Here is a 22,011-nt window from a genome sequence, read left to right as displayed (position 1 = left end):
GCGCCAAAAAATCGAGGACAGACACAGATCAAATGTGGGAACGAGCCTGCTCCCGCCGGCCGATCCGCGCTCGGGCGAAGCAGTCGTGAATCGGTGGGCTCGGTCTACCTGATGCCGCCTATTTGACAAGTTTGGCGACCGCTTCGCGGCCCGACGGGAGCAAGCTCCTTTTTCCGTCGAGGTCAGCGCCCGCTGATTGGACTCCACCACCCGCTGCATCGCCTTGCTCTTGGCGAACCCGGCCGCGACGCCCAGATAATCGGTCTCGATATTCTCGGCCAACTGTTGACGCGGTACGTCGTAGTCGGACTGGGCATCGGCCAATTGTGCTTCGGCCTTCGCCACCGAGGCGCGTACCGCCCCGCCTGCAGGCAGCCAGCGAGGAGTTTGCAACGACAGGCTTCGACGCCACCCAGACCCGGGACATTGCGGCAACAACCATTACCCGGCTGGCACTTCGCGGCGTTGAGCCAGAAGTGCTGAAGAGAAAAAGGGTCACGGCATTTACAACTTGAACGACACCGCGACCTCCTTGAGGTGGGGCACCCTTGCAATGCCAGTTGCTGGCGACAAACCATTTCCTCAACTAGGATTTCTACCGCATCGGACTGCACCTGCTTTGTTGGCGGGCGCCTAATCAAGGGGGAGATTTGATGGCATCAATTCGTGTTGCTGAGCAAACCTATCGCGCTTGGTCCAGCCCAATCCTGCTTGAGCTCAAGGAGAGAGAGCATCAGCTAGACCCTTCAGACCGCCAGGCACTTCAAAATGTCTTGGCGGAGAGAAGGCTTCTAAACACCGGCAACCCTTGCGGCGAAGATCGGCGCAACGCTGATCCGGCTAAAAACGACAGACATCAATAACGGCCGCCAAAGACCTCGGCAGACGGATATCTGTCACTGTCCAGAAAGGTCGCTGATCGTTCTGCCTGGATCAACACGTTCTTCGGTTCGGTCACCTCACCACTCACCTGTTACGCTGAAGGCAGAGGCAGGCGCGCAATGTCAGCCTCGGCCATTTCTATCTCGGCGATTGCGTTCTGAGCATGGTCCGCCTTCACCCACTTCATGTCCGGATCACCGATTATTGCGCCAATGGATTGTCTGCACAGTTCATCAACATCAAGCCCGTGATTTCTGGCGACAGCCATCACCGTTTTCAACGCTATCTCAAGCGCAACCACTCGATCTTCGCTCATGACGCATACCTCTCTGTGGAACGTTAAGCGTAGTTCAACCCTTCACTTCAACGAATCCCGCCAACCGACGAGGATCCCCTGTGTCAGGTGGCGAAGAAACCCGGGTGACCATCGGCCTCACCTTTTGTCGCAAGCCGATTGACTGACGCCAGCCATCGGAGCCCAGTAACAGCCGGCTAACGCAGATCAAAAGAAGAAAAACCATGTCGAGAATAACGGTGATATCCGGTGACTTTCTGGCAGGTGATGCCGAATTTCAATCTGGAATGTTCACTCTAAAAACCGTACTGACTCCTTCTCGCGAATTAACGATACCCCTTTCAAAAGTGCAAGCCCTGGAAACAGCAACCGAAGAAGTCGTCACCAGGAAAGGCAGCGTTATTCGATGGAGCCTGGCGGGCGCATTGCTTTTGGGGCCGATTGGACTGGTCGCGGGCTGGTTGTTATGTGATAGGGAAAAGGAAATAACTTTCTACGCAAAATTCAAGGATGGCCGCTGCCTGCTTGCCACAACTGATATCGATACTTACTGCAAAATCTCTGGCTCTGGGCTCAAGTAACCAAGTAGCAGCTGACGAGCCTGCGAGGCTGCGTTCGGCTCGGCAGCTGCTACGGACCCTGCCCTACGCCATATTTCAATGCCTTTTTCACCCCTTCTCAAGCGTTCCGTCGCCCTTGATTCTGCTCCAGCCGCGGAGCACACTCACACCAGCTGAAGGAACCAGCGCCCCAGACAGACAGCCCGACTCGCGCGGGCTTTTTGTTGCCTGGTCCATTCCCAAACGCGCTAACACTCAAGCCTCGGCCGCGGATATTTGGCGCGCCCTGCAGAACTCGACTTTAATTTCATTGATGCACCCAGGAGCCTCTTTACCTCACTCGCTACCGGGAGCCCTGCCATGAACAAGTCTCTGTTCGCGCTGGTCGCCGTGCTATCAGCATTGACTGGTTGCACCACTGACTCACACGTCTATCGTGACCAGCCGCTGGTGGCCAAGGTCGAGACAGGCATGAGCAAGGATCAGGTTCTGGCTATTGGCGGAAAGCCTTTGTCCATAACTGACCGCACGGTGGTGCCCGGCACCTGCTTTGACTATGTGTTTACTCAAGACGGCCATAAGCAGCCTTTTAATGTCAGCTTCGATGGATTCGGCAAGGTAGACCACACGAGCTTTATTTCTTGTGCGCAATGGAGTCGGGCACAGCAAAAAGCCAGGGAGCCATCCAGCAACAGCGGCGGCATGGGCGGCATGGGTGGTGGAGGCTACTAGCCTATATCGCTCTCGTCGCCCCCGCCGTTTTGAAATGCGACCCATGTCAGGCCACGTCGATTGCTTGCCCGTGGAGTCGATACAAATCCAGCCTCTGACGGCTGCGGAGCCTCAGCGAGGTCGGCGAACAGCCCTCACCTTGCCGCTGTTTCCGCCGCCGCAGAAGAACTGATCGCCGCCATCGGACTCGAGCCCTGATACGCCCACTCCAGGCGGCATCTCGAGGCTCTCCAGAACCTCTCCCGTTTGCGAGTCGACTCGCCGCAAATTACTCTGGTCGCCTTCCCTGGTGCCGTACCAGAATTCTCCGTCGACCCAGGTGACGCCCGTCACGAAGCGGTTGGACTCGATGGTGCGAAGAATCGCCCCGGTCTGGGGATCGATCTGATGAATTTTCCGGTCCCGGTACTGGCCCACCCAGAGCGTCCCTTCAGCCCACGTGAGCCCCGAGTCATTGCCGCCGCCGGGTGCGGGGATCGTCGCGAGCACACGGCCGGTCTGCGGATCGATTTTCTGGATGCGGTCCTCGGCGATCTGGAACAGGTGCTGGCCGTCGAAGACCGTTCCTGCATCGGCGGCGACATCGATCGAGCGCAGCGTCTTGCCGGTCGCCGGATCGAGGGCGTGCAGTTTGTCGCCGGAGGCAAACCAGACGTGTTGACCGTCATGGGTGACGCCATGCACCGCGTCGACGCCCGGAAAAGGTCCGTACTCGCGGATGATTGCAGCGGGTGATTGCTTCATGTTTTTGTCCTCGTCACTGGGTGGTGGAGTGATCCTAGTCACTCGGTAGTAGAACCGTGAGTAACAAAGCCGTCGCGAATCCCGGTACCGGCGGGGTCATCCAGCGACGCGCTCGCCCACGACCATACGCCTGCACCTTGCCGGCTGCCGCCAGCGAGTCGAGCGCCCGCTGCACGGTGCGTTGCATGATGAGTATGACGAGGGCTGATCGGAAATAGTTGGCGTTTGTGCGGCCCCCTTCGCGCCCTGAGCCTTTCCGTCAATACGGTTTGGCTTTGTCCGGCTCGCTGATTTTTTGGCGGTTCTGGAGAGTGCCCGAAGCAAGATCAAAAGATCGCAGCCTGCGGCAGCTCCTACAGAGGTTTGTGTGCACCCACCCCATTGCAGGTGTACCCGGTCGGCGTAGGAGCTGCCGATAGGCTGCGATCTTTTCGGGGCGCGCCGCCAAGGCAGGATCAAAAGATCGCAGCCTCCTACAGCACTTTCCTTACACCGGAGAAATCGTGGCAAGGGCACCAATCAAGATGGTTAACACCAGAAATCCACCCAGGAAAATTGCCATCTTAGCCATTTGGCCTCCTGACTTTTAAGTTTGCGATGCAACAGGTGCTGCGAAATGTGATCACCTCAGGCGCCGCGTGGTCGGCCGGGCCGGTAAGCCATTGTGGGACGAGGGCTGGTTTCGTTACAGACGCAGATTCCAAAGGAAAATACGGATCAGCGTTACGGACAGGGCTGCTTCGCCCCCCAACGGGAGCAAGCTCCCTCACCACAAAGGCATGCCAGCCAGAAGAGTTGTATAGCCAGCAAATATGCAGTCCCACCCACAAAAAAACCCGCTGACCGTTACCGGTTCAGCGGGCTTTTTACTGCGGATCAGATACCCGCACGCCCCACCAAAAATCTGACAGGGCTTCCAGTTACAGAGCTATATCACTCGCAGCGTTCTCTTTCTGCGCCTTGGGCTTCTCAGTCGCAGGAGCAGCTGGAGCCACCATCTGACCAATCACCGGCGGTGTATCCAGCTGCAGAACCTTGGCGGTATACGCCCACTCTTGAGCAACACGCTCAGGACTGCCGTTCAGCTGAGTACCGTAGCTAGGCACGATCTGGTGCAGCTTCGCCTGCCAGGCAGGGCTTGCAACCTTGTCCTTGAAGACCTTCTCAAGCACGGTCAGCATGATCGGCGCAGCGGTCGACGCGCCTGGTGATGCACCCAGCAGGCCAGCAATGCTGCCGTCCTGGGAGCTGACCACTTCGGTGCCCAGTTTCAGGACGCCGCCCTTCTCTTCGTCGCGCTTGATGATCTGCACGCGCTGGCCGGCTTGCCACAGACGCCAGTCTTCAGCTTTGGCGTTCGGGAAGTACTCTTTCAGAGCGTTCAGGCGGTCTTCGTCCGACAGCATCAGCTGGCCGGCCAGGTATTCAACCAGCGGGTACTGCTCGATGCCCACTTTGGTCATTGGCCAGGCATTGTGCAGCGTGGTGCTGGTCAGCAGATCGAAGTACGAGCCTTCTTTCAGGAACTTGGTGGAGAAGGTCGCGAATGGGCCAAACAGGATTACACGTTTGCCATCCAAAACACGGGTGTCCAGGTGCGGAACCGACATCGGCGGTGCGCCAACCGACGCCTTGCCGTAGGCCTTGGCCAGATGCTGCTCGGCGATCGTCGGGTTCTCGGTCACCAGGAACGAGCCGCCGACAGGGAAACCGGCGTATTCCCTGGCTTCAGGAATACCCGATTTTTGCAGCAGATGCAGTGCACCGCCGCCTGCGCCGATGAACAGGAACTTGGCGTCGGTCTCGGTTTCTGTACCATCTTTCAAGTTCTTGTAGGTGACGCGCCACGAGCCATCGTCATTGCGCGTGATGTCTTGCACTTCGCTCGACAGCTTCAGGGAGAAGTTCGGCGTGGTTTGCAGATGCGCAACGAACTGGCGGGTGATCTCGCCGAAGTTCACGTCGGTACCGAGCGGAGTCCAGGTAGCCGCGACTTTTTGAGCCGGGTCACGCCCTTCCATCATCAGCGGAACCCATTTCTTGATCTGCACCGGGTCTTCCGAGTACTGCATGCCGGCGAACAGCGGGCTCGCCTGCAGGGCTTCGTAGCGCTTTTTCAGGAACTTGATGTTGTCATCGCCCCACACAAAGCTCATGTGCGGTGTGGAGTTGATGAACGAACGCGGGTTCTTCAGAACACCGTTTTGAACCTGCCAGGCCCAGAATTGACGGGAGATCTGGAAGGCTTCGTTGATCTCGATGGCTTTCGGGATCTCGACCTTGCCGTTCTTGTCTTCCGGGGTGTAGTTCAGCTCCGCCAATGCAGAGTGCCCGGTGCCGGCATTGTTCCAGCCGTTCGAGCTTTCCTGGGCGACGCCATCGAGGCGTTCGACCATTTCCATCGACCAACCGGGTTCCAGCTCATTGAGCCAGACACCCAGGGTCGAACTCATGATGCCGCCACCAATGAGCAGCACATCAACCTTCTTTGTTTCAGCTGCGTACGCGCTGGTGAGCCCCATCGACAAAGCCAGCCCTAGCAAGGCCGTGTTCACTTTTCTAAACATTTGTAGCACCTATGATAAAACGCCATCCGCCCCCCCATCCTCATTCATGAGGCCAGCTGATTCACGGCACGCAGGCAGCCTGCCGTGGTTCCCGCACTCATAAGGACTGGAGGGTGAGCACACAAGGCCGACATGACACTCTCGACCTCACTTTTATGTCCTTCCTGCGCTGACTTCTTATCATTGTTGGCTTCAGCTACTTGAGTGACATGAATTCTTTTTTGGTAGGTGACCGGCTGCTGGAAACGCCCAGGTCCGGCCCGCTTGACGTACAGAATATCACGCCCCGCTATGCCCGCGCGGCCGTGCCGGGCTCGACTTACGGCACGCGCGCTGCAAAGAACCCGACTATGTTTTGAATAACGGTCTGCTCCTCATACGTTGCCCCGCCGTTTCGGCTTGATCGACGGGTTGCACTCAAGGGTGGACAGCTCCAGCAACGTGAAATGGCCGCCCATGCAAACGCCGGTATCGATGTAGTAGACGTTCCCCAGCACGACAGGCCGGGGCACCACTGTATGTCCTACAATGACTGCCCGGATGCCGCTGACACCCTCGTGGTCTTCATTGGTGATGCGTCTGCGCGACCACAGGCACATGGCAGCCACGTGCTCGGCCTCGGTGTCGTCACCCGCAAGCGCCTCAATCAGATCGCTCCAGCTCCCGCGGGGAACATCGGCGTGAACAATCCCTACCGGACCACCCGCGGTCTCCACCTCGATCACCAGTGGCAGCTCCGCGAAAAGGTTCGCGTAACAGGCCTGCTCGACACGCGAAAGCCCATAAAACCAAGCGCCGCCATTGATGAAATGCATTGCACACTGATCGCTTACCCGTCCCGCCTGGTACGAGTCGATCGTCATCTGTTCATGATTCCCGCGAACCGCATGGAACCAGGTTTTACGTAGCAGCCAGGCATCGACATCAAGTGACTCGGGGCCGCGATCAACCAGATCGCCAACACTGAACAAGCGATCGACGAGCGGATTGAAGTCGACGGTATCAAGCGCCTCCTGCAGCCTGGTGAAGTGGCCGTGGATGTCGCCTACCGCGAAATCACGGCCGGCTGAGTTGATGTTGAAGCGCTGAACTTCGTTCACGCTGACTCCCGTCACTCACCAAAATATCCAGGGTGCGCATGACGCACTCGGCATGGCCCCTTTTTAATTTTGGTGTGCTTACCTCAGCGTAGCTCGCCAGCTGATCGGCGGCACCCGGCGCGCCCCGCTCACGGTCAATCCGGGTTCAGTAACGCCTCGCGCAACAACCTGGCGGTCGGTGAGTCGGGGGCGCGTATAGTTCGACCAGCAACTGCGGCTTGGCCAATACCAGCTTTCAAAAAATCACGTTGACTTTCTGGATTTCCCCCAAACAAAAAGCACCCCTTTCAACAAACTTTCCAGAAACGCCTTACTGTGCGAAAGTTTTCTTTTCTTCGAGTAGCGCTTTTCCAGTTTTACGACCGAAGACATTCTGGAAACTGTAAAAACACGTCAAAAAAACGACCGTCGAATGTTGGGTTGAGCTAACTTACCGGAGAGTGGATCGCCGAGTACCCCTTCTCACCATTCCAACTTAAATTAAATAGATTCAATAACTTATGACCTACAACAAACTAAAATAAGCGATTAGCTCAGCCAGGCAAGCGGATAAATAATCAGCACTTCAACTCCACAGTTGCTGAATACGAACCAATCAGCAAAAAGCAATTAACTCACGTATCGAGCATTAACCTCGCGCCGAACAAATCATGGCCGCTAAAATTGAACGATTGCTGAAAATCGCAAATCTAATAAAGGTGCAAAGTCGGTTTTTATCATAAACTGATTGCTCACCAACCATAATCAGCACCTGTACAAATGAGTTTGCCTGATCGGTAAATTCAACCCTAATAAAATTCCAACACGATGCCTGTTGGATAAACCGGAAGCGGATCGTTTCGAATCTGCTTCGTCGTCTGAGGAAACACTGATGAAAAGAATTTTTATTCCACTGCTGACCCTGGCTGCGGCGCTGACCCTGCAACCCGCTCTGGCCGTTGATGGCGAGGCGCTCTTCAAGAGCAAAACCTGCGTTGCCTGCCATACCATCGACGCCAAAATGGTCGGTCCAGGGTACAAGGAAGTAGCGGCGAAATACGCCGGCCAGGCCGACGCTTCCGCCACCCTGGTCAAGAGCATCAAAGAAGGCAGTACCGGCAAATGGGGTGCGATACCAATGCCCGCCAACCAGGTGACCGACGAAGAAGCCAAGACTCTGGCCGACTGGATTCTAACGCTGAAATAAGATTACCTCGCACGTAGCAGCTGGCGAAGCTGCTACGCACCGCGGGCATTGTGTCTTGCCCCTTCCCGGCGCGGGAAATTTCAAGCCGCAATGCTGGCCTGCTACATCGCAGGCGTTTGCTGTAACAGGGCCAGATCAATCTCCTCAAAGCGCAGTACTTTGCCGCCCTGTTCGCCGGCCAGTTTACCTGCGGCCGCTTCCTCGGAAAATGACGCAAGAACGACGCCCATCGAACCTTTCAGTTTCGTTCCGGCCACATACCAGGCTTTGGTTGCATCAATCAGATAATGGTCGTCGGGTTTTTCCCAGGCGCTTTTACCCATGTCGTGCACATACAACTTCGCCTCGGAAAGATGGTTCTCCGGTTGCAGCCACCAGCCGAGCATTTCTGCGGTGGAGCAGAATTTCTTGACCCCGCCTTTTTCCACGACCTGGCCTTTGGGGCCTGGAAAATCGGCGATGACCATGCCGCAGACATGGCACTCGTCGGCCGGATGAAAAGCCACTGGCTCCAGCGCCTGCTTAACATCCGCGGGCTCGTTGCAGGCCGCCAACCCCAGGCAGGTGATGATGACCATCAGGGCACGCGCCCCGATCAGGTACAGAGTGTTCATTTGAATCTCCCGAGCGTGGAAAATCAGGTCAGCCGACGGCGAAACATCCAGTAAGCCAACAGCAGCAGAACTGCGACCCACAGCAGCAGACAGCCCCACAACATTGAGCCCGGCACCGGCAGATCGCTGCTCAACGCCATAAGGCCGACGGCATTGCCGCTGCCCTCGAAACCGGAGAGGTTGATCAAGCGATAGACGTCAGTCGGGTTGAGCAGCAGCAACCAGGGCAACAGGTCCGGGTTGAACCGGCCTTTGCTGAGTACCAGCAACGCCAGCAGCGCCAGGTCGAACACCAATACGAAGAGGAACCACACGCCCAGCGCCATCCCGGCTGCGCTGGATTTTTCGCTGGCCTTGCTGCTCAACACATAAGCCAGCGCCAGGAACACCCAGCCCAGCAGCGTGGAAGAGACCATGAAGCGACCGAACGCCCACAGCAGCAGACTCAGCTCGACATCATCAACCAGCAAGGCAATGGCCAGCGCGGCACAGCCAAAACCGATCAGCGTGGCCAGGGCCAGGATCAGCCCGTGACCGACAAACTTGCCGAGCAGGATTTGTCCGCGCCCCAAGGGATAGGTCAGCAACAGCATCAGCGTGCCACCCTCGTCCTCACCGACGATCGCATCGTAAGCCAACAGTAGCGCGATCAGCGGCATCAGGAAGGTCGCCAGGCTGGCCAGACTGGCGATGGTTGCCGGAATCGAGGTGAAGCCCACTTGCCCGGACGCGGCCGCACCGAGCCAGGCGATACCCACCGCCAGAATGGCAAACAATAGACTGATCGCCAGCAGCCAGCGATTGCGCATCCCGTCGCTGAACTCCTTGCTCGCGATGCTCCAGATCTGCTTCATGGATGAGCGCCTTCTGTGTCGACGGTTGCACGACTCATGTAGTAGCCGTAAAGGTCCTCGAGGGAGGGTTGCAGTATTTCGATATCCTGCGGTTGATCCTCGCGGAACAACTGGCTGAGCAGATCGACTTTGTGGCCGTTGACCGCCATCACCTCGATCCCGCTGCCGCCCATGGCCTTGGCGCTATGACCTGCGGCATTCCAGCGCTGCAACCACTGCTCGCGCCCGGACAGACCGCTGGCGCGGATACGCGCCGGCAGGTCGGCTTCTTCGCGCAGGCTGGCCAGACTGCCAATCGCCCGCAAGCAGCCATTGGCCAAAATCGCCGCGCGGTTGATATGCGCTTCGACCCCCGCCAGCACATGGGAACAAAGAATGATGCTGGTGCCCTGCTGGCGCAGGCGGTCGACCAACAGGTAAAGCTCCTGGGTAGCGATGGGATCGAGGCCGACCGTAGGTTCGTCCAGCAGCAGCAAACGTGGCTCGCCGAGAACCGCCTGAGCCAGGCCCAGACGCTGACGCATGCCCTTGGAGTAGGTTTTCACCCTACGGTCCGCGGCATCGGCAAGGCCGACCTGCTCCAGCAACTCGCTCACTTGCGACAACGCGGCCCCCTTGAGGCGGGCGAAATAGCGCAGGGTTTCGCGGCCACTGAGTTGTGGGTAGAAGGTGACGTTTTCCGGAAGATAGCCGAGCTGGCGACGGACCTCGGTTTGTGCCGGCCGGCAACCGAGCACGCGCACCTGACCGGCGCTGGCCTTGAGCAGACCGAGGATCAATTTCATGACCGTGGTCTTGCCCGCGCCATTGTGGCCAAACAAGCCCAGCACCTCACCTTCACCCAGACTCAGGGTCAGGTCGTGCAATACGGTCATGCTGCCGTAGCGCTGGCTGACACTTTCGATCTCGACTGCGTTCATAAGATAGGCTGCTGTATTTGGGGCTTGGTCGGCAAGTTCATCAACGGGTAACTGTCCTTGACCCCCGGCGACTTGGTCACCGGGAAACTGTGCTGCACCCAACGCAGCAACTGGATGCTCGGGCTATTCATCAACAGCCGCACCTGTGGGTACAACCAGAGCAGGCGGTCAACGTTATCGTTGGGTTCGTAGATCACGTCGCCCACCGCGTCGTTATTGCGATCCCAACCCAGATAGTCACTCCAGTAATTGCCCCGGCCATCCACCGACCACTCCTGAGTGCGGGTGGCGACGTACTTGACCTGCTGCTGATTGTCGACAAAGGCGTTGTCGGCGATGCGGTTGTCTTCGGAGCCGGCGGTGAGATGAATGCCCAGGGCGCTGCGCTCGAAGTGATTGTGTTCGATGACATTGAACAACGAGTTGTAGATGAACAGCGCCTTGCCCTCGCCACCGCTGACCATGCCGCCATCGGCGGAACCGCTGCGCACGTCGCTGACGAAGTTATCGCGCAGCTCGGAATAGGTGATGTAATTCATCAAAATGCCATAGCCCTCGTCATGCTCGGAACGATTGCCGATCACCGTCAGTTTGCGACTTTGCATCAAGGCATAACCTGTGCGGGTACGGCGAGTGGTGTTGCCGAGCAATTGGTTGTCGTTGGCGTACATGTAGTGCACGCCGTAGCGTAGATCCTCCAGGGTATTGCCCTGCAGCAGGTTGCCATTCGAGGTATCGATATAGATCCCGTCGCGGGTCAGCCGGACGTGATTGCCGATCACCCGCGCACCCCGCACGGCAAACAGATGAATGCCGTTGCCACGATCCTGGGAACGAATGCCTGGATCGCCTTCGATATCGTTGTCAATCAGGCTGGCATCGTGGGTTCTATCCACCCAGATGCCAAAGCCTGGCCCTTTCATGCGGTTATTGCGTATCACTGCGCCACGGGCTTGTGGTCCGATGAAAATCGCCGAGTTCATGGCCGTCATGTCACGCCCCCAATCGAGCAAGGTGCAGCCTTCGATTCGAACGTCAGGGGCGCTGATGAACAGTGCGTTGCCCTGCCCTTGCGCGTTGATCTCCGCACCTTTCTCGCAATCGATCTGCATCGGCTGATCAACTGTGAACTGCCCTTGGTATTCTCCGGCAGGCAGCTTCCAGTGGTTTTCGCCAGCGGCTTGCAAGGGCAGCTCGGTGATGGGCCGTGGCGCGGCCTGGGCGACAACCGATAGAAATACCAACAGCAAAAGTGCCGTGCCGTGCAGTGGATCGGTTGTCAGGTTTCTGAACACTGCGTTTACCTTTTTTGCGGCCCTGAGGCGCTACGCCGTTTTAACCCGTTCGACCTTCATGCGCCCGACCATTTCCATGTGCAGCGCATGGCAGAACCAGCTGCAGTAGTACCAATGCAGGCCGGGCTGGTCGGCGATGAAAGTGATCGAGGACGTCTGCTGCGGGCTGATCTCCATGCTCACCCCGTGGTTGGTCATGACAAAGCCGTGGCTCACGTCTTCAATCTGGTCGATGTTGGTGATGGTCACGGTGACCTCATCGCCCTGATTGACGGTGAACTCGGGCATGCCGTAGGCCGGGGCCATCGAGGTCATGTAGACCCGGACTTTCTTGCCGTCGCGGATGACCTTGTTGTCGGTCTCCAGCTTGACTCCGTCCTTCACGGCGATTGCCACGGTTTCGGCGAAAAACGGATCGTTGCGGTCCCAGATTTTTTTGGTCCTGATCTGGTCGCGCCGGGCCATGACGCAGTCGTGGGGTTCGGCGAAGGCCGGGCCGTCGTGCACCAGTTTCATCTCGTCGCCGGAGATATCGATCAACTGATCGTTTTCCGGGTGCAGCGGGCCGGTCGGCAGGAAGCGGTCCTTGGAAAACTTGCTGAGGACCACCAGCCATTGGCCGTCGGCCTCGCTGGTTTCGGTTAGCGAGGCATGGTTGTGGCCCGGCTGGTACTGCACATCGAGTTTCTGCTTGATGTAGTTGACCTTCTCACCGGTGTAGGCGCGAACGGCTTCGTCCATGTTCCATTTCACCACCTGGCTGTCGATAAACAGCGTGGTGTAGGCGTTGCCGCGACCGTCAAAGGTGGTGTGCAGCGGACCCAGACCCAGTTCCGGCTCGCCAACCACCGCGTCGCGCGGCTCCTTGAGCTTGTCGTCGAACAGATCGTCGAGCTTGGCAGTGGCAATGATGGTGCAGGTCGGCGAAAGTTTGCCGGCGGCGATGAAGTACTTGCCGTCGGGCGACATATTGATCCCATGAGGGTTCTTCGGCACCGGGATATAACGGGTGAATTCGCTGTCCTTGCCCTCGGTTTTACGACCGTCCACCACGGGTGACTTGGAGTCGCCCAAGGTGATGAACTTGCCGGCCTTGATTGCGGCCTCGATGCGTGGAATGTTGAACACCACCACCCAGTCGCGCTCGTTGCGCATCATGCCGCCGAGGTCGTAGGCCTTCTCCGAGTTGTAGCAGGTCGAAGCCGCATACTTGCCGGTGTAGTCGGCGTCGGTGTTGTCCAGGTTGCCGTCGACCATGACCTGGAACGCTACTTCCATTTTCTCGGCATCGATGACGTTGAACATGGTGTAGCTGTTCTTGTCCAGCAGGTCGAAGCTGCTGCCGTCATTGGGGTGCGGAATGACGAACTCGGCATTGGCGAACACGTACTTGGTGTGCGGCATTTTCTGCAGGCGCAGACCGTGTATGGCTTGCACGTTTGGCACCGTGAGCATCTTGTCGCACTTCATGATATCCAGGCGGATACGCGCGATGCGGCTGTTGGCCTTGTCGTTGATGAACAGGTACTTGCCATCGTACTTGCCGTCGGTCATGGACAAGTGCGGGTGGTGGCAGTCGCCGTTGAGGAATTTGGCGCTATCGCCCATGATCCGCTTGCTTTCGTTGGTCAGGCCCCAGCCGGTGGCGGAATCGACGTTGAACACCGGAATGCGCAACAGCTCGCGCATCGATGGAATACCCATGATCCGCACTTCGCCCTGGTGGCCGCCACTCCAGAAACCGTAGTACTGGTCCAGATCGCCCGGCCCCACGTGGATCTTCGATTGCGCGTCCTTGGCCGCTGCCGCCCAGGTTTCACGGGTGAATACCACGCTGCCAAGGGCCGAGGCACCGGCCAGCGCGACGCTGGCCGCGGCAGTGGTGCCGAGAAAACCGCGACGGCTGAGGCCAGTCGATTCCGGCTCCTGCATTGCTTTCACGGCTTCATGATCGTTTTTCGACTTGTTATCGCTCATGGGTCTTGCTCCATCGGGGGCAGATATGAAAAAGCTCGGTCAATCGATTCTTGATGCCTCGTTTGCCGCAAGGGGGCTCAGGGCTCGAACACTTGCACAACCGGAATCAACTCAGCGCGATCCAGCACTGGCGCAGGCCTGCTCCGCGTCTTGCGCTTGTTTTTGATCACCAGCGGCGGGCATTTGTTTTCGTTGTGATAGGTCATCTGGCAATCGAGGCAGTAGTGGCACTCGTTGGCGTTGATATGCCCATCCGGGTGGATGGCCTGGATCTCGCATTCCTTGGCGCAGAGCTGGCAGGGGGTACCGCACTCCTTGCGCCGTTTGAGCCAGTCGAACAGCCGCAGCTTGGTCGGAATCGCCAGCGCCGCGCCCAATGGGCAGACGTAGCGGCAATAGACCTTGCGGGTGAAAATATTGATGACCAGCAGCGCCACGGCGTAGAGCACGAACCACCATTGGCGGTCGAATTTGAGGGTGATGGCGGTCTTGAACGGTTCCACCTCGGCAAATTGCTCGGCAGTGGTCATCGACTCCAGGGAGATGCCGAACAGCAGCAGCAGGATGATGTACTTGATCGCCCACAGCCGCTCATGGACCGCGAACGGCAACTCATACTGCGGAATCTTCAGCTTGCGCGCGGCTTCGTTGATCAACTCCTGCAAGGCACCGAACGGGCACAGCCAGCCGCAGAACACCCCGCGGCCCCAGAGCAGGATGCTCGCGGCGGTGAAGGTCCAGATGATGAAAATGATCGGGTCGGTGAGAAACAGTTCCCAGCGGAAGTTCTCGAACAAGGCATGGACGAACGTCAGCACGTTGACCACCGAAATCTGTCCCAGGGCATACCAGCCGATGAACACCACGGTGAAGACCAGATAGACGCGACGCAACCAGTGCAGGAAGCGCGGGTATTTGGTAAAGGTGTCCTGCAGGAACAAAATCACCATCAGCACGACAAGGGCCGTGACCAGTACCCCGATCTGAAACGCTTTCTGGTACCAGATATTGACCCACGTCGGCCGGTTGGCGACCTCGATGGCGGCCAGTTCTTCGGCAGTGGGCGGTGGCCGCAGAAGGTATTGCTCGGGCAGTTGGTAAGACAGTTCGAAGCTGCTGAACATACCAGCAACCGCACCGGTCTGACGCCGCACCAGCAGCTCCAGGGACCAGGGTGATCCCGGATCGAACTGGGCCGGTTCGCGCACAATGAAAATCGACATTTCATTGAACTCGGGCATGTCCTTGGCAAACACGTCGGAGAGCCGCTGATGGTCCATGTCGCGAAAGCTGATGATGTTGCCGAACTGGCGCAACTGCACCCGGTCGAAGATCCCGCCGCGCACATAACCCGAACCCTTGTAGGAGAACAGCCCGCGCCCCAGCACGGCGATGGCCTGCTCGCCGGGTTTGAGATCCTGCATGAGGAAACGGTACTGATTGTCGCCCAGCAGGTTGCGGCCGATGGCCGGAGGATTCAGGTCGGCGACATAGAGTTCGATAAAGGTCTCATCGACTTGCTCGGCACTGGCGTTGTCGATGCCTTCGGCTTCGGTACCCTTGAAGGCTGCGTCGACCTGGCCACGGGTCAGGTTCAAGCGGCGAATGGCACCGTTGCCGGTCAGTTGCTCCCAGGTGGCGGGCTCGAAAAAGTCTTCTCGAACGGTGGCCGGCCTGCGCGTCACGCCACCCGTGTCCTCAACCAGCTTGAGCGATACAGCCACCTTGTGCGCAGCGCGCATGATGACCTCATTGACCACCATGACGGTCACCGTGGCCCCGGCAACCCCATCGACTGTCACCGCCTCTGGATCACTGGAACGACCGACCACCACCCTCCGGTCGGCCTTGATACCCTTGTATTTGGCATCGAAGGCGTGGAGTTTTTCCACGGGAATACCAATCAGCAGGATCGGCTCATGGTGCTCCAGCACGTAGGCATCCTGGATCACACCGCCGGCATCGAGGATGACCTGCATATTGATCGGTTTGCCTGAATAGGCCGGAATATCGACCACGTCCTGACTCTGGAACACATAACCGAGCACCTTTTCTCCGGTGCTGATGGTGCGAACCTTGAACTCGCCCGTCGGCTCGGAAACGCTAGCGCTGCCAGGGAATATTTTTTCTATGCGCTGCTGCTCGATTTCTCCGTATTCCTTCGCCTGTAATCCAGAAAACCCATCGAATACCAGGCACAACAAAATGATCAGCCCATAGTTAAATGGACGCAGGACACAGGGCAGCGAGAGTCTGGAAGCACGCATGGGTTCGCTGAGCTATCGACCTCTGCTGAATGACCCGCCGAGTAACGATAATGCTCCAACGCCTCTTGTTTAGAATTATTTGATCAACACTCCTCCTTACTCACGGACATAGCAAACTTATTCCATCTGCGGATCAAAATAATCTCAGCACGGGCATTCTCCAATAGTTCAATATTTATTTAATAGAGCCTATACAGCAGCTTGAACACAAATAATCATCCCCAGACGGATCAGTATATTTTTGGCGAACTCTAGCAAAATACCGTTGGAAAAATGAGTCGGAGCCCCTCCTTGGTGAGCTTTCAGGTCTAATACCCATAGCGTTTTCGTCTAAAAAACGGCTCTGGATAAATTTTATTCTTGACCTGAACCGGAATTCTCGAATTGATACCCCCTTGCGAATATAATTACAGGCATAAGCCCATCAATCGAAGTGAAGCGCTTGACCCCGTCGCTCTAGCGTTCAAGGAGACGGCAAACGACGCCCATTAGGTGTGGTAAGTTAGACATACTGATACTTTCGGACTCAGGTTAATGCTCGAACTCCCAGCCATTTATACAATAGGACATTCCACCAGAACCCTTGCGGAGTTCATTGAACTGCTCCAGGCCGGACATATCGAGCGGATCGTCGATATTCGTACCGTGCCCCGATCGAGAACTAACCCTCAATTCAATCAAGATACATTGCCGCAGGCACTGGCTGCGCAAAAAATTGATTACATACAACTAGCAGAGCTGGGCGGATTACGAAAAAAATCAACAACAGTGACGCCAGGCATTAATGGATTCTGGATCAACCAAAGCTTTCATAACTATGCCGACTATGCATTGTCCGAAGAATTTGAACAGGGCTTGTTACGCTTGCAAGCACTCAGTCAGGACCAGCGATGCGCGCTCATGTGTTCGGAGGCCGTCTGGTGGCGATGCCATCGCAGAATCGTCGCGGACTACCTTCTCCATCGCGGCAGGAGGGTTGTGCATCTGATGGGCCGGGCCAGAGCCGAACCCGCAACGTTGACTGCGGCCGCGACCCCTTTGGGGTATTCGCTTGTCTACCCGGCACCAGCTGTCGGCTGAGAGGTTTGCGGCATAAGGGTCGCTGGCACCCTCATGAATCGGACAGCTTGCGAAATCGCACCGCACGGTCGACGCTATCGACCATCTGCGAAGCCGCATGAATCGTCAGAGGGTGCTGGGTGAAACCCGGTCTCGGCGTGATGTAGGAGGCCATTTCGCGGGCGACGGCCAGCTGTTTATCCGAACCTTGGGCGAGCAGCGCAATCACCAGGTTCTCCAGGGCAATCACCCGGATCCGAAGATGGACCAGTTCGGCATTCGACAATTCCGGAATTTCGCTGGCTCCCGAGGTTTGCAGGGCTTGTGTTGCACCCTCAGTGTCCCATTTCGAAAGCGCCATCTGCAGTTGTTCGGAAGAGTCTGGGGAAGCCGTCTTTTCAGACATAAGAGAGTTCTCCAAGGGGGTTCAGGAGTTAGCTGACCGGCATTACTCTGCAGGGTCCCTTTTGATTTTGGTTTGCTTACCTTAGCGTAGCTCGCCAGTTGATTGGCGGCACCCGGCGCGTCCCGTTCATGGACAATCCGGGTTCAGTAGCGCCTCGCGCAACAACCTGGCGGCCGGTGAGTCGGGGGCGCCCTTGCGTGAGACGAGTTCATAGGGTTCGCTGCGAGAGGTGATAAGCAGTGGCAAGGTGACGGTGAAACCATGGCCGGAGCAAAAATCCGCTACGTCGGTCGATACCAGTGCGACGAAGGTCGGATTTTTCTGCAGCAACGACAAGGTCGCGAAGGCCGATGTGGTCTCCAGCAAGTGCACGGGGAATCGCAACCCGGCTTCATGGAATTCCCGCTCCAGCAGCAGGCGCATGGGCATGTTGGCGCGATACACGACCCAGCGATAATCAACCAGGTCTTCCAGGGTCAGGCACCTGGCGAAGGCGAAAGGATGTTGAGTGCTGGCGATCACCGCCAGGGTTTCCTCGGCGAACGCTGCAGTCTCATACAGATAAGGAGTGTTGCTGATCGTTGTGCGACAGATCGCCAGGTCGAGCCTGCCGGCATCCAGTTGGGTCAGCAGGGCGGCGCTGGTTTCTTCGACTATTTCGACCGACATCTTCGGGTTATCGGCAATCACCTTGCTGATCGCGCTTGTCAGCAAGGGCACGGCACCCATGATGGTGCCTACCGACACACGCCCACCCTCCCCACTCATGATTCCGATGATTTCCTCGCGCAGATGCGCCAGGTCAGTCTGTATCAGCCGTGCGTAGCGAATCACCGAGCGACCGGCGTCGTTTGGCTCGAGCCCGCGGTTGGTGCGCACGAATAACTGGCTGCCGAATGTTGTTTCAATCTCTTGCAGTGCCTTGCTGGCACCAGGCTGAGTCAGCGCGACCTGTTTGGCGGCGCCGAGCAATGAGCCGTGCTCATCCAGGGCAATCAGCAGACGAAGCTGCTTTACATGCAGGCGGGAAATGATCGAATTGAGTGAAGGTATCATCTGAGTTAACTGAAAGTTATAGAGGTATCGAAAGTGTCAGTGTCGAGCCGCGTCCGATAAACCTATAGTCGACGCCAGAGCCAAGTATTGCAATGGGTTTGCGCAGAGGAAGGTGTTTCCCCTTCGGCAGGTCAGTCTTGACAATAACAATCCGGTATAACCGTGAATCGCGTCTACGGTCGGCACGACCTACCACGATTACGATCCGAACCATTTGATCTGAGTCAATGGTATTGCACCTACGTAAATCCCGAAGGAGGAAAAAAATAATTGACGCCATTCTCCCACCACTGCCCCTGAAAAGAACGCTAATCTCAGACTCGTACAGGGATTAGTTTGCGATATCGTCGGGAAATACCTTTTCTGGTGTTACCTCTCAGGGAGCATGACCAAGATGAAAGCGTCCAGCATTTACAAATGGTCTGCATTAGCCGCGACAACCCTTGTTCTTTTCACGACCCTGGTGTTTTTGCTCATCAAGTCATACTCGTATGAAACGTCGACTCACTTTGAATCGCGGGACTTCGTTCGGCAACTCAAGCAGCTTGATGCAAACTGGAATATCAAGATTCTGAGAGCAAAAAATGCCATGAACAATAATCTGCTGCTGGGGGCTCCTGCCGAATCGAGCAGTCGATGGGAGCAGTTGGAGACACTCAATAATACAGGAGCCCTTTCATTACTTTGGCAAGATCGACGACAGGATTATCTGGAAGCCGTGAAAAACAAAACTCAATTGGTAGAGCAGTTTCAACAACATAACAAGGCATTACGCACTGCTTTGGATGCCCTGCCTGAAGCCGAAGACGATGTTCAGGCATTACTGGAAAATGCCAGGAACGACCAGCTTCCAGACGCTTCAAGCGCATCAGCAAACGTCTTCGATCTTACCTTGACGACTCTCGAATATACACTCTCCGCATCCGATGACAAAGCCGAAGAAATTGAAAGTCAGTTGAAGAAATTTATCGGACACATGAATCAACTACCGATTATCCAGCACCCCGCATCCACTACATTCATCGAGCATATAAATTCAATAGTCCGGGAACAACCCATCGTCAATGATCTGCTGGAGCGCGTCAATGTCATTCCAGTCGCGCAACAGTTGGATAGCATTAATGAATTATTGAACGAAACCCAACGGCGAACGGCTGCGGCAGATCGCCAATATCATATTTACCTGGCCATCTGCGCCAGCATTATGGCTCTGCTGCTATTGTATCTGGCCGGCCGACTGATTCGAAGTTATGCATTAATCAACAAGATGAACAATGACTTGCAATCGGCGAATGAGCGGCTGGAACAGCGTGTGGAGGAGCGCACCCGTGAACTGATAGAAGCCGAGCGTGAACTGGTGGATGCAGCGCGGATGGCCGGCATGGCGGAGATTGCCACCAATGTGCTGCACAACGTTGGCAATGTGCTGAACAGCGTTAATATCTCTGCCGACCTGGTAACCCGCAGACTGTCTACAAGCAAGACCCTCGGTCTTGGTAAAGCGGTAAAACTGATGAACGAGCATGCCAAAGACCTGGGGGAATTCATGACCCGCGACGAAAAAGGCAAGCTGCTTCTCCTCTACTTCAATCAACTGGTCGATGCCATCGCTACCGAGCAATCGGGTATCGTCGAGGAACTGGGGCAACTGAGCAAAAGCGTCGATCACATCAAGGATATCGTTTCCACCCAACAGGCCTACGCTGGCGTCGCCAGACTGGTCGAACCGTTAAAGGTCGTCGACCTGTTTGAAGATGCGTTACGCATGAATTCCGGAGCCCTGAGTCGGCACCATGTCACCGTGACCAAGGAATACCAGGACACACCGACCATCATCGGCGACAAGCACCGACTGCTGTTGATCCTGATAAACCTGATCAGCAATGCCAAATATGCAATGTCCAAGGTCTCCGACCGTCAGCGAAGGATGACCCTGGGCGTCAGGATCATCGACAACGCAACGCTGTGCTTCAGCGTAAAAGACCAGGGCGAAGGGATCGCCGCCGAGAACAAGACCCGCATCTTTACCCACGGCTTCACCACTCGCAAAGAAGGTCATGGCTTTGGCCTGCACAGTTGTGCCCTGGCCGCGGTGGAAATGAACGGGCACCTCGGCGTCCATAGCGATGGACCAGGCCTGGGCGCTGTTTTCACCCTGGAGATCCCCCTGGAGATTGCAGGATCATGAGGGCGGTTTAGCTGAATGTACTTCGTGATCAACGCTGCGATTGTTCTGAAATCTCCCATCGGATCAATAACTAGCGGTCATTTTTTTCGGTGTGGCACCTAACGAACCAGCAAAAGCACTGTCCTACACAGGGTCGGGCGAATACCCCCCGTGCCCGCGCGAAAGGAGAGTAAGCGCTCCATAAACCCCACATTCAAAGTCACCGCCTGATCCCCGATGCTGTGCTCCCGATTCCTTTCCGGAGCCAGCACCTCATGATGCGTCCCGATGCAAAAGTCGAAAAAGTCTATCTCTACCCCAAGCCCGTCGACTTCCGAAAATCCATTGATGGCCTCGCTGCTCTGGTCGAACTGGACATCAAGGTTGCGGTGTTTGACCCGGTGCTTTTCGTGTTCCTCAACAAGCCTCGAAACCGAGTGAAGATTTTGTACTGGGAGCGCAATGGCTTCTGCCTTTGGCTAAAGCGCCTAGAGTCCGAGCGTTTCAAAACATCGCCGGATTGTTCGGATGAGGCCATTGTGCTGACGGTTCAAGAACTCAACTGGTTATTGGACGGTTTTGATTTGTGGCGCAACCGTCCGCATCAAGTTTTGACGCCTCGATTCGTCGCCTGATTCGGTATAATCCAGGGCATGATTTCCATGCCCAAAGACCTTCCTGACGACCCTGTTTTGCTCAAGCAACTGCTTGAGCAAATGCTGAGTGAGCGCGAGTCGGATAAGGGCAAGATCGTTCATCTTGAAGAAGAAAACGCACTGTTGCGTCAGCGCCTTTTCGGGCGCAAGTCAGAGCAGACGGCCGATCCCGCGACGCCGCAAATGGCCTTGTTCAATGAAGCTGAAAGCGTGGCCGAGTCTGTCGACGAAACGGTTGAAGAAGAGGTTGTAGCTCCGACCAAGCGACGGGGCAAACGCAAGCCTCTGCCCGCCGATCTTCCGCGTATCGAAGTCATCCATGAACTGCCCGATCACGAGCTGACCTGCGCCTGCGGTTGCCGTAAACACAGCATTGGCGAGGAAATCAGCGAGCAGCTCGAAATCGTGCCGATGCAAATCCGCGTGATCAAACATGTGCGCAAGGTCTACGGTTGCCGCGATTGCGAAACCGCACCAGTTACAGCGGACAAGCCCGCTCAACTGATTGAAAAAAGCATGGCTAGCCCAAGTGTCCTGGCGATGCTGCTGACGACCAAATACGTCGACGGCCTGCCCCTGCATCGCTTCGAAAAAGTACTCGGTCGCCACGGCGTCGATATTCCACGACAAACCTTGGCGCGCTGGGTTATCCAGTGCGGCGAACACCTGCAACC

At 56.6% G+C, this 22,011-nt stretch carries 20 protein-coding genes and 2 pseudogenes; 8 read left to right on the top strand and 14 right to left on the bottom strand.

Annotated features, from left to right (window positions below):
• Positions 1-165: 165 nt before the first annotated feature.
• Positions 166-366, bottom strand: a pseudogene (locus F8N85_RS35610) (TolC family protein); the annotation flags it as partial.
• Between the two features lie 287 nt (positions 367-653).
• Between F8N85_RS35610 and F8N85_RS35050 the strand changes: the two are divergent.
• Positions 654-863: a hypothetical protein gene (locus F8N85_RS35050; RefSeq protein WP_150805575.1), complete on the top strand. Its 210-nt coding sequence runs from the start codon at positions 654-656 to the stop codon at positions 861-863.
• A 110-nt stretch (positions 864-973) separates the two neighbouring features.
• Here F8N85_RS35050 and F8N85_RS21700 read toward each other — a convergent pair whose 3' ends face one another.
• Positions 974-1,198 carry a hypothetical protein gene (locus F8N85_RS21700; RefSeq protein ID WP_150805574.1) on the bottom strand — a complete coding sequence of 75 codons (225 nt, stop codon included), beginning with the start codon at positions 1,196-1,198 and terminating at the stop codon, positions 974-976.
• A 203-nt stretch (positions 1,199-1,401) separates the two neighbouring features.
• On the opposite strand from F8N85_RS21700, the gene F8N85_RS21695 reads away from it, so the two are divergent.
• Together F8N85_RS21695 and osmE are read left to right on the top strand one after the other, a co-directional pair.
• Complete coding sequence (locus F8N85_RS21695) at positions 1,402-1,758, top strand: hypothetical protein (RefSeq protein ID WP_150805573.1); 357 nt, start codon at positions 1,402-1,404, stop codon at positions 1,756-1,758.
• 339 nt (positions 1,759-2,097) lie between these two features.
• Positions 2,098-2,469: an osmotically-inducible lipoprotein OsmE gene (gene osmE / locus F8N85_RS21690; RefSeq protein WP_150805572.1), complete on the top strand. Its 372-nt coding sequence runs from the start codon at positions 2,098-2,100 to the stop codon at positions 2,467-2,469.
• 111 nt (positions 2,470-2,580) lie between these two features.
• Here the strand turns inward: osmE and F8N85_RS21685 are convergent, their stop codons facing one another.
• The 4 genes and pseudogenes from F8N85_RS21685 to F8N85_RS21670 form a co-directional block, all read right to left on the bottom strand.
• Complete coding sequence (locus F8N85_RS21685; RefSeq protein ID WP_150805571.1) at positions 2,581-3,213, bottom strand: PQQ-binding-like beta-propeller repeat protein; 633 nt, start codon at positions 3,211-3,213, stop codon at positions 2,581-2,583.
• A 34-nt stretch (positions 3,214-3,247) separates the two neighbouring features.
• Positions 3,248-3,400 (bottom strand): annotated as a pseudogene (locus tag F8N85_RS35045) (helix-turn-helix domain-containing protein); the annotation flags it as partial.
• 733 nt (positions 3,401-4,133) lie between these two features.
• Entirely contained in the window at positions 4,134-5,780 is a 1,647-nt protein-coding gene (gene mqo / locus F8N85_RS21675) for a malate dehydrogenase (quinone) (protein WP_150805570.1), read from the bottom strand.
• A 374-nt stretch (positions 5,781-6,154) separates the two neighbouring features.
• Positions 6,155-6,880, bottom strand: coding sequence for a metallophosphoesterase (locus F8N85_RS21670; RefSeq protein WP_150805569.1), 726 nt, complete (start codon positions 6,878-6,880; stop codon positions 6,155-6,157).
• Positions 6,881-7,751: 871 nt separating this feature from the next.
• Here F8N85_RS21670 and F8N85_RS21665 point away from each other — a divergent pair.
• The gene (locus tag F8N85_RS21665; protein ID WP_150805568.1) at positions 7,752-8,066 is read left to right on the top strand and encodes a c-type cytochrome; all 315 of its coding nucleotides are present in this window, start codon (positions 7,752-7,754) and stop codon (positions 8,064-8,066) included.
• A gap of 101 nt (positions 8,067-8,167) precedes the next feature.
• Here F8N85_RS21665 and F8N85_RS21660 read toward each other — a convergent pair whose 3' ends face one another.
• The 6 genes from F8N85_RS21660 to nosR all read right to left on the bottom strand — a co-directional run bounded on the left by F8N85_RS21660 (position 8,168) and on the right by nosR (position 15,993).
• The gene (locus F8N85_RS21660; RefSeq protein ID WP_150805567.1) at positions 8,168-8,680 is read right to left on the bottom strand and encodes a nitrous oxide reductase accessory protein NosL; all 513 of its coding nucleotides are present in this window, start codon (positions 8,678-8,680) and stop codon (positions 8,168-8,170) included.
• A gap of 23 nt (positions 8,681-8,703) precedes the next feature.
• On the bottom strand, positions 8,704-9,534 hold the full coding sequence (locus F8N85_RS21655) for an ABC transporter permease (RefSeq protein ID WP_150805566.1): 831 nt from the start codon (positions 9,532-9,534) through the stop codon (positions 8,704-8,706).
• Positions 9,531-10,454 (bottom strand): ABC transporter ATP-binding protein, encoded by a 924-nt coding sequence (locus F8N85_RS21650; RefSeq protein WP_150805565.1) that lies wholly within the window; start codon positions 10,452-10,454, stop codon positions 9,531-9,533. Before F8N85_RS21650 ends, F8N85_RS21655 begins: the two co-directional genes overlap by 4 nt.
• Positions 10,451-11,722, bottom strand: a complete 1,272-nt coding sequence (locus F8N85_RS21645; protein ID WP_224795731.1) for a nitrous oxide reductase family maturation protein NosD — start codon at positions 11,720-11,722, stop codon at positions 10,451-10,453. Before F8N85_RS21645 ends, F8N85_RS21650 begins: the two co-directional genes overlap by 4 nt.
• Before the next feature lie 57 nt (positions 11,723-11,779).
• A complete protein-coding gene (nosZ, locus tag F8N85_RS21640) occupies positions 11,780-13,726 on the bottom strand; it encodes a TAT-dependent nitrous-oxide reductase (RefSeq protein WP_150805564.1) in 1,947 nt (648 codons plus the stop codon).
• A 77-nt stretch (positions 13,727-13,803) separates the two neighbouring features.
• Positions 13,804-15,993 (bottom strand): transcriptional regulator NosR, encoded by a 2,190-nt coding sequence (gene nosR, locus F8N85_RS21635; protein ID WP_150805563.1) that lies wholly within the window; start codon positions 15,991-15,993, stop codon positions 13,804-13,806.
• A 534-nt stretch (positions 15,994-16,527) separates the two neighbouring features.
• Between nosR and F8N85_RS21630 the strand changes: the two genes are divergently transcribed.
• Positions 16,528-17,073, top strand: a complete 546-nt coding sequence (locus tag F8N85_RS21630) for a DUF488 family protein (RefSeq protein WP_150805562.1) — start codon at positions 16,528-16,530, stop codon at positions 17,071-17,073.
• 31 nt (positions 17,074-17,104) lie between these two features.
• On the opposite strand, the gene F8N85_RS21625 is transcribed toward F8N85_RS21630, so the two are convergent.
• Together F8N85_RS21625 and F8N85_RS21620 are read right to left on the bottom strand one after the other, a co-directional pair.
• A complete protein-coding gene (locus F8N85_RS21625; RefSeq protein ID WP_150805561.1) occupies positions 17,105-17,458 on the bottom strand; it encodes a hypothetical protein in 354 nt (117 codons plus the stop codon).
• Between the two features lie 126 nt (positions 17,459-17,584).
• Positions 17,585-18,514, bottom strand: a complete 930-nt coding sequence (locus tag F8N85_RS21620; RefSeq protein ID WP_150805560.1) for a LysR family transcriptional regulator — start codon at positions 18,512-18,514, stop codon at positions 17,585-17,587.
• Positions 18,515-18,908: 394 nt separating this feature from the next.
• Here F8N85_RS21620 and F8N85_RS21615 point away from each other — a divergent pair, with 394 nt between their 5' ends.
• The 3 genes from F8N85_RS21615 to F8N85_RS21605 all read left to right on the top strand — a co-directional run.
• Positions 18,909-20,702, top strand: coding sequence for a DAHL domain-containing protein (locus F8N85_RS21615; protein ID WP_150805704.1), 1,794 nt, complete (start codon positions 18,909-18,911; stop codon positions 20,700-20,702).
• A 254-nt stretch (positions 20,703-20,956) separates the two neighbouring features.
• On the top strand, positions 20,957-21,316 hold the full coding sequence (tnpB, locus tag F8N85_RS21610; protein WP_019412232.1) for an IS66 family insertion sequence element accessory protein TnpB: 360 nt from the start codon (positions 20,957-20,959) through the stop codon (positions 21,314-21,316).
• A gap of 18 nt (positions 21,317-21,334) precedes the next feature.
• Positions 21,335-22,011, top strand: a 677-nt coding sequence (locus F8N85_RS21605; protein ID WP_150803925.1) for an IS66 family transposase, incomplete at its 3' end; no start/stop codon positions are given.

The sequence above is a fragment of the Pseudomonas fluorescens genome (genome assembly GCF_902497875.1).
GTDB lineage: Bacteria > Pseudomonadota > Gammaproteobacteria > Pseudomonadales > Pseudomonadaceae > Aquipseudomonas > Aquipseudomonas fluorescens_BR.
The sequence above is the reverse complement of the archived record's forward strand: the minus strand, read 5'-3'. Positions and strand labels throughout refer to the sequence as shown.

Excerpts from the sequence above, each read along its gene's own strand:
- F8N85_RS21620 (WP_150805560.1), bottom strand. The coding sequence starts at position 18,514 with ATGATACCTTCACTCAATTCGATCATTTCCCGCCTGCATGTAAAGCAG.
- tnpB (WP_019412232.1), top strand. The coding sequence starts at position 20,957 with ATGATGCGTCCCGATGCAAAAGTCGAAAAAGTCTATCTCTACCCCAAG.
- mqo (WP_150805570.1), bottom strand. The coding sequence starts at position 5,780 with ATGTTTAGAAAAGTGAACACGGCCTTGCTAGGGCTGGCTTTGTCGATG.
- F8N85_RS21650 (WP_150805565.1), bottom strand. The coding sequence starts at position 10,454 with ATGAACGCAGTCGAGATCGAAAGTGTCAGCCAGCGCTACGGCAGCATG.
- F8N85_RS21660 (WP_150805567.1), bottom strand. The coding sequence starts at position 8,680 with ATGAACACTCTGTACCTGATCGGGGCGCGTGCCCTGATGGTCATCATC.
- F8N85_RS21685 (WP_150805571.1), bottom strand. The coding sequence starts at position 3,213 with ATGAAGCAATCACCCGCTGCAATCATCCGCGAGTACGGACCTTTTCCG.
- nosZ (WP_150805564.1), bottom strand. The coding sequence starts at position 13,726 with ATGAGCGATAACAAGTCGAAAAACGATCATGAAGCCGTGAAAGCAATG.
- F8N85_RS21655 (WP_150805566.1), bottom strand. The coding sequence starts at position 9,534 with ATGAAGCAGATCTGGAGCATCGCGAGCAAGGAGTTCAGCGACGGGATG.
- nosR (WP_150805563.1), bottom strand. The coding sequence starts at position 15,993 with ATGCGTGCTTCCAGACTCTCGCTGCCCTGTGTCCTGCGTCCATTTAAC.
- F8N85_RS21625 (WP_150805561.1), bottom strand. The coding sequence starts at position 17,458 with ATGTCTGAAAAGACGGCTTCCCCAGACTCTTCCGAACAACTGCAGATG.
- F8N85_RS21695 (WP_150805573.1), top strand. The coding sequence starts at position 1,402 with ATGTCGAGAATAACGGTGATATCCGGTGACTTTCTGGCAGGTGATGCC.
- F8N85_RS21630 (WP_150805562.1), top strand. The coding sequence starts at position 16,528 with ATGCTCGAACTCCCAGCCATTTATACAATAGGACATTCCACCAGAACC.
- F8N85_RS21665 (WP_150805568.1), top strand. The coding sequence starts at position 7,752 with ATGAAAAGAATTTTTATTCCACTGCTGACCCTGGCTGCGGCGCTGACC.
- F8N85_RS35050 (WP_150805575.1), top strand. The coding sequence starts at position 654 with ATGGCATCAATTCGTGTTGCTGAGCAAACCTATCGCGCTTGGTCCAGC.
- F8N85_RS21700 (WP_150805574.1), bottom strand. The coding sequence starts at position 1,198 with ATGAGCGAAGATCGAGTGGTTGCGCTTGAGATAGCGTTGAAAACGGTG.
- osmE (WP_150805572.1), top strand. The coding sequence starts at position 2,098 with ATGAACAAGTCTCTGTTCGCGCTGGTCGCCGTGCTATCAGCATTGACT.
- F8N85_RS21615 (WP_150805704.1), top strand. The coding sequence starts at position 18,909 with ATGAAAGCGTCCAGCATTTACAAATGGTCTGCATTAGCCGCGACAACC.